Source organism: Cyanobium sp. LEGE 06143, from assembly GCF_015207535.1.
In the GTDB taxonomy this organism is placed as follows: Bacteria; Cyanobacteriota; Cyanobacteriia; order PCC-6307; family Cyanobiaceae; genus NIES-981.
Genome location: NZ_JADEWP010000171.1, coordinates 1 through 5,782, shown reverse-complemented (window position 1 = coordinate 5,782; position 5,782 = coordinate 1). Strand labels below are relative to the sequence as shown.

Here is a 5,782-nt window from a genome sequence, read left to right as displayed (position 1 = left end):
GGACTGCTTCTGCGTGCCGCACTGCTGCCAACCCCGAGCGTGATTCAGGTGGTTGGAATGGACGTTCCACCGCACCGCTATTTTCGCTCAGCGGAGGTTGTCAGGATACAGGTGTCTCACACCGGCCGCACTGATCTGCCGCTCAGCGCGCGGGGCGAAGCCGAGGCGCGTCAGCTGCAGCCGGCCCTGGCGGCGCGGCCCTTCGCCCTGGTGCTCTGCAGCCCGCTGCAGCGGGCACGCCAGACCTGTGCCCTGGCGGGGCTGGCGGAGCGGGCCGTCATCGACCCCGATCTGAGGGAGTGGGATTACGGCCGCTACGAGGGGCTGACCACAGACCAGATCCACGCCGAGGCGCCGGACTGGCTGGTGTTCCGGCATGGCTGCCCGGAGGGGGAATCCCCGGGCCAGGTGGCCCGCCGGGCGGATCGGGTGATCGCCAGGGCCCGCGCGGCCGAGGGGCCGGTGGTGCTGTTCGCCCACGGTCACCTGCTGCGGGTGCTGGCGGCCCGCTGGCTGGATCTGCCGGCGGCGGCCGGTGCCCAGCTGCTGCTGGACACCTCCTCACGCTCAGTGCTCTCGTGGTATCGGGGCATCCCGGCTCTGGGCTGCTGGAATGCCCCCGTGGCGGGCCCCGGCTGACGGGGACGTCGGCTCTGTTTCAGAGCTGATCGAGAGCTGAGTGCAGAGCGCTGTAACAGCGCTCCAGCTGGGCCTCGTCGAGGCAGAGCGGCGGCAGGAGGTACACCACGTTGCCGAGGGGTCGCACGTACACCCCCTCCGCCAGGCAGTGGCGCTGAATCTGGCGGCCCACCGCGCTGAGGTAGCCCGGTTGGTTCACAGCCACGTCAAAGGCCGCCACGGTGCCCAGGCAGCGGGGACGCCGCACCAGCGGGTGGCGGCTGAGGGCCTCCAGCCGGGGCCGGTGGCGCGCCTCGAAGCTGCCGTAGCGCTCCGGGCAGGCCTCCAGCAGGTCGAGGCTGGCGAGGGCGGCCGCGCAACCCAGGGGATTGGCGGTGAAGCTGTGGCCATGGAAGAAGGTGGCCATCGGGTCGCTGCTGACGAAGCCCTGGTAGAGCCGCTCGCTGGCCAGGGTCACCCCCATGGGCAGGAAGCCGCCGGTGAGCCCCTTGGAGAGGGCCATCAGGTCGGGCTGGAGGCCCGCCCGCTGGCAGGCGAACAGGACGCCGCTGCGGCCGAAGCCGGTCATCACCTCATCGGCGATCAGCAGGGCGCCACTGGCCCGCACCCTCGCCTCAACCGCCTGCAGAAAGGCCGGCCGCACCATCGCCATGCCGGAAGCTCCCTGGATCAGGGGCTCCAGGATCACCGCCGCCGTGGGCACGGCCAGGGCCCGCTCCAGGGCCTCCAGGGCCGCCTGTTCCCTGGTCTCCACGCTGGCGTCGTGCCAGCAGGTGTGGGGCCAGTCGACCCGGGCCACGCAGAACAGCCATGGATCAAAGGGGGTGGTGAACAGGGAGCGGGCCCCCACGGCCATGGCCCCCACGGTGTCGCCGTGGTAGGCCCCCTCGAAGGCGACCAGCTGGCGGCGCTCCGCCCCCTGGTTGCGCCACCACTGCCAGGCGATCTTGAGGGCCACCTCCACCGCCGTGGAGCCGTTGTCGGAAAAAAAGAGCCGCTCCAGCCCCGTCAGGGCGCTGAGCCGCTCCGCCAGCCGCTCGGCCGGGCCATGGCTGAAGTCGGCGAAGATCACCTGCTCGANGGGCCTGGCTCTGGGCGCTGACGGCCGCGGCGATGCTGGCCTCGGCATGGCCGTGCAGGGTCACCCACCAGCTGCTGATGGCGTCGATCAGGGTGCGGCCGTCATCGAGCTCCAGCAGGGCGCCACGGCCGGCCACGGCCCGCAGGGGCACCGGCGCCGTGGCCACCTGGGTGGTGGGGTGCCACAGGTGCGGATGCCAGCGGGGCTGAGGATCGAAGTCCTGCGGCATGGTCAGCGGCACGTTCAGCTGCATGGTGGGCTGTCTCAGACGGGCTGCGTGCCGGCGAGGGGAGAGTCTGCTCGGCCGCGGCAACAAAGGTCCATGCACTGAGGTCACGCTCTGTGATTTTTTACCCAGGCAGCGTCAGATTTTGGACGGAGCTGGATACCTTCCCTCAACGCCCTCTTCTCCCTTCCATGGCTCTGCCCCTGCTGGATGTCAAGCCCACGGCCGTGAACGCCCGGGTCGCCAACTTCATGCCGGCCACCGAGGAGTCGCCGCTGAGGGCCCCCTTCGCCCTGACGCAGACCCAGGATCCCGCCAGCGTGGATGTGCAGATCGACCAGGCCTACCGCCAGATCTTTTTCCACGCCTTCCGCAGCGACCGCGACCCCGTGCTGGAGTCGCAACTGCGCTCAGGCCAGATCCGCATGCGCGACTTCATCCGGGGCCTGCTGCTCTCCGAGAAGTTCCGCCAGGACTTCTACCGCTGCAACAGCAACTACCAGATCGTGGAGCAGGTGGTGGGCCGGGTGCTGGGCCGGCCGGTGTACGGCGACCAGGAGCGGATCGCCTGGTCGMTCCTGATCGCTGAACAGGGGCTGCCCGCCTTTGTGGATGCCCTGCTGGAGTCCGACGAGTACCTCTGCCAGTTCGGCGACGATCAGGTGCCGTTCCAGCGCTCCCGCACCCTGGCCGGCAAGGCGGTGGGCCAGGTCCCCTTCAACCAGCAGGCTCCCCGTTACGGGGCCTACTGGCGCGACACCAATGCCCGCCGCCTGCCCTCCGCCGGTTCCAGCCCCTGGCAGCCCGGTGTGCCCAGGCCCGCCTGGCTGCGCGATCAGCCCAGCCCCCTGGCCCGCAAGATCTGGTCGGCCACGATCCTCTTCGGTGTGGGCTTCCTCAGTGTGGTCGGGCTGATCACCGTGGTCGCCATGCTGCGCACCTGAGCCCTCAGGGGCTGGGGGGGGCTGGCTTGTCGCTGTCCTGGAGGGAGGGAAAGCTCTCCCTGATGGCGGCGGCCAGCTCCTGACGGATGCTGGCCCGGAAGCTCCTGGCCGCCTCGGCCGTCAGCACGGGATAGCTCTGGTCGCTGTTGGCCTCGCCGCGCAGGGGCTTCCAGCTGGTGCTCTCCCGTGCTTTCAACTCCGCCACCGGGGCCTGGAAGTCGAAGCTGAGGCTGGAGGCTGTCTCGTCCAGTGCTGCGATCCAGGCCTCCCGCCGCTCCTGCAGGGTGCGGGCCTTGAGGGTGTCGGGCAGGCCGAGCACGGGTTGGTAGTGATCGAGCACGGCCAGCTCCTCTTCCAGCAGCACGCGCCAGGCACCGATCTCCCCTTCGGCCAGCTGCTGCTCGGCCGGGCTGGCCGCCATGGCGTCCCGGTGCAGAGCCAGCCAGCGGTAGTGGGACTTCTCCTGGAGGGTCTTCTTCTGGGCCGACTTCCCTTTCTGGCGCTTGGGCAGCAGGGCCTCGGCCTTGCGCAGGAAGGCCCGATCCTCCGGCTCGAGGTTGATCGCTCCCCAGCGCTGGCGGTACTCCCACAGCTCCTCATAGCGGCGCAGCTCCTCCGCGGACCAGCCCAGGGCCTGCAGTTCCTCGGTCCTGCAGCTCTCGTCCTTCACCACCACCAGCTCACGCAAGGTTGCTGGGCAGCGTAAGGGTCAGCCCAGGGCCTGGTGGAAGGCCACCACGGCGAACAGCAGAAACAGGCCGCCCCCCAGGCGGTAGAGCAGTCGTTCATCCACCCGGTCGCCGATCCAGCGGCCTGATCCCACAGCCAGGGCCGTCACCAGGGCGTGGCCCAGCAGGGTGCCGGCCAGCAGTCCGGCGAAGGTGAAGCCGGGGGCGGTGGCCAGCACGATCGTGGCCAGCTGCGTGCGGTCGCCCAGTTCAGCGATGAACACGAGGGCGAAGGCCTCCCAGATCACGGCCAGGGGACGGCTGCTCAGCAGCTGGCGATCGGCGGCGATCACGGCCTGCTCGGCTTCCAGGGCCTCGCCGCGGGCGGCATCGGCCGGCAGGGCCTGGGCCTCCAGCAGCAGCCGGATGCCGAACACCAGGAACAGGCCCCCCGCCAGCCAGGGCAGCAGGCGCACCGGCAGCAGCTCCCGCAGGCCGTAGCCCACCCCGAGGGAGAGCAGGGTCACCACCGCCAGGGCCGCGAAGCTGCCGAGAAACACCCAGCGGCGCGGGTGCCGCACCGCCAGGATCAGGGCCATGAAGAAGGTCTTGTCGCCGAGCTCCGCCACGGTGATGCCACTCAGGCCGGAGCCGAAGGCAGCCAGGCCCGGATCCATGCTCACCGCCCCAGCTCCCAGCGAATCCTCTTAATACCACCAAAGCGGCTGCTGCCACCCCCGCTCAACGCACCACCAGCACCGGACAGGAGCTCTGGGTCAGAACCCGCTGGGTCTCGCTGCCGAGCAGCAGCCCCTGCAGCCCGCGCCGGCCGTGGGAGGCCATCACGATCAGGTCGCAGGCCTGGCTGCGGGCCTCCTCCAGGATCGCCATGGAGGGCTGGGCACTGATCCGTTTCACCACCTCAGCGCTCACCCCGGCCTGTTCCGCCGTGGCGGCGGCGGCGTCCAGGATCTGCTGCGACTGCAGCTGGGCCGCCTTCATCAGCGCCTCGATGGCGCCGGTGTCCACCAGTTCTCCCGCTCCCACCAGGGAGACCGGCAAGGTCCCCTCCACCGTCAGGATGCGCAGCCGAGCCCCCAGGGCCTTGGCCAGAGCCAGGGCCTGCAGCAGGGCCCGCTGCGACAGCTCCGAACCATCGGTGGCGGCAAGCAGGTGTTGAAACGTCATGGTGAAGCCCGGTGCCTGTCTCCGTTTTAGCCCCGCCATTGGCCTGGCGCCCGGGCTTCGCGCACTCCCGCTGCAGCGCCTTCAGGGCAGCGCCTTCAGTGCAGCGGATCACTGATCACCAGTACCGAGATGCTCAGGCGTCGCATCAGCCCTCCCATGCGGCCGCCGGCGGGAATGGGCAGGCCGGCCACCAGGCGGCGCTGGGACCGCAGGATCACCAGGTCGTGGCTGCGGGCGGCGTCCTCGATGCTGGTTTCGATGTTCTGGTCGGGCCGGATGTCCACCTTGATTGCCACCGAGACCGCCTGGCCCTCGGCGCCGGGCTGCCAGCGGGCCAGCTGGGCCTCCACCTCGCTCAGGGGCGCGTAGCCGTAGGCCAGGGCCAGGCCGGCCGCCCCAGCAGGGGCAGGCTGAAGGTGAGCAGGCCGAACTGGAAGGAGCGCTGGCGGATGCGGGCGAATTCGGCCAGATCGATCTCCAGTCCTGCGATGAACAGCAGGTAGATCACGCCGATGTCGGAGAGCAGCCCCACGGTGGGGCCCTCGGTCTGCAGCCACCCCAGAGCATGGGGGCCGATCAGCACGCCGGCGGCCAGCAGGCCCACCAGATCGGGCAGCCGCAGCCAGCGGGCCAGGGGCGGAACCAGCACGCTCAGGCTGAGCAGCAGGGCGAACACCGCCAGGGGCGATCCGTGCAGGAAGGCGGCCATGCCGCTGCTGGGGGGCATGGCTCAGGGGCTCCGCCGCCGCAGGGCGCTCTTCCAGCCGGCCAGGTGGCTGGCGGCGGCGGAACGGGCCAGGGTGCGGGCGGCGGGCAGGGCCGGCTGCAGCTGAGCCGAGCTGAAGGGGGGCAGGGAGCGGCTGCGCAGCCAGGCGCCCCAGCGGAACTCGTGGAAGGGGATCAGGGGCGCCGGCTCGATCACCCCCTCCTTCTTGAGGCGCCACACGAGGCTGCGGAAGGGGTCGTCCTGCAGGCCCAGCAGCTGGTCCGGCAGCACCGAGGCAGGCAGCGGACCGAGGCCGCGGCCGTCATAGAG

At 70.7% G+C, this 5,782-nt stretch carries 7 protein-coding genes and 2 pseudogenes; 2 read left to right on the top strand and 7 right to left on the bottom strand.

The window, feature by feature from the left end:
- Window positions 1-111 precede the first annotated feature (111 nt).
- Window positions 112-639 carry a histidine phosphatase family protein gene (locus IQ216_RS11210; protein ID WP_370566716.1) on the top strand — a complete coding sequence of 176 codons (528 nt, stop codon included), beginning with the start codon at window positions 112-114 and terminating at the stop codon, window positions 637-639.
- A 19-nt stretch (window positions 640-658) separates the two neighbouring features.
- On the opposite strand, the pseudogene bioA reads toward IQ216_RS11210, so the two are convergent.
- Window positions 659-1,949 (bottom strand): annotated as a pseudogene (gene bioA / locus IQ216_RS11205) (adenosylmethionine--8-amino-7-oxononanoate transaminase).
- A gap of 188 nt (window positions 1,950-2,137) precedes the next feature.
- Between bioA and IQ216_RS11200 the strand changes: the two are divergent.
- Complete coding sequence (locus IQ216_RS11200; RefSeq protein WP_193815523.1) at window positions 2,138-2,890, top strand: phycobilisome rod-core linker polypeptide; 753 nt, start codon at window positions 2,138-2,140, stop codon at window positions 2,888-2,890.
- A 4-nt stretch (window positions 2,891-2,894) separates the two neighbouring features.
- On the opposite strand, the gene IQ216_RS11195 is transcribed toward IQ216_RS11200, so the two are convergent.
- From IQ216_RS11195 to IQ216_RS11170, 6 genes and pseudogenes are all read right to left on the bottom strand, one after another.
- Window positions 2,895-3,578 (bottom strand): hypothetical protein, encoded by a 684-nt coding sequence (locus IQ216_RS11195; protein WP_228007424.1) that lies wholly within the window; start codon window positions 3,576-3,578, stop codon window positions 2,895-2,897.
- A 21-nt stretch (window positions 3,579-3,599) separates the two neighbouring features.
- Entirely contained in the window at window positions 3,600-4,235 is a 636-nt protein-coding gene (locus tag IQ216_RS11190) for a TMEM165/GDT1 family protein (protein WP_193815526.1), read from the bottom strand.
- A 64-nt stretch (window positions 4,236-4,299) separates the two neighbouring features.
- Entirely contained in the window at window positions 4,300-4,746 is a 447-nt protein-coding gene (locus tag IQ216_RS11185) for a universal stress protein (protein ID WP_193815522.1), read from the bottom strand.
- Window positions 4,747-4,841: 95 nt separating this feature from the next.
- Complete coding sequence (locus tag IQ216_RS11180) at window positions 4,842-5,096, bottom strand: hypothetical protein (RefSeq protein ID WP_193815521.1); 255 nt, start codon at window positions 5,094-5,096, stop codon at window positions 4,842-4,844.
- Between the two features lie 62 nt (window positions 5,097-5,158).
- Window positions 5,159-5,455, bottom strand: a pseudogene (locus tag IQ216_RS11175) (cation:proton antiporter); the annotation flags it as partial.
- Window positions 5,456-5,476: 21 nt separating this feature from the next.
- The coding region (locus IQ216_RS11170; protein ID WP_304523982.1) for a ParB-like protein at window positions 5,477-5,782 on the bottom strand (306 nt) is incomplete at its 5' end.

Excerpts from the sequence above, each read along its gene's own strand:
- IQ216_RS11185 (WP_193815522.1), bottom strand. The coding sequence starts at position 4,746 with ATGACGTTTCAACACCTGCTTGCCGCCACCGATGGTTCGGAGCTGTCG.
- IQ216_RS11190 (WP_193815526.1), bottom strand. The coding sequence starts at position 4,235 with ATGGATCCGGGCCTGGCTGCCTTCGGCTCCGGCCTGAGTGGCATCACC.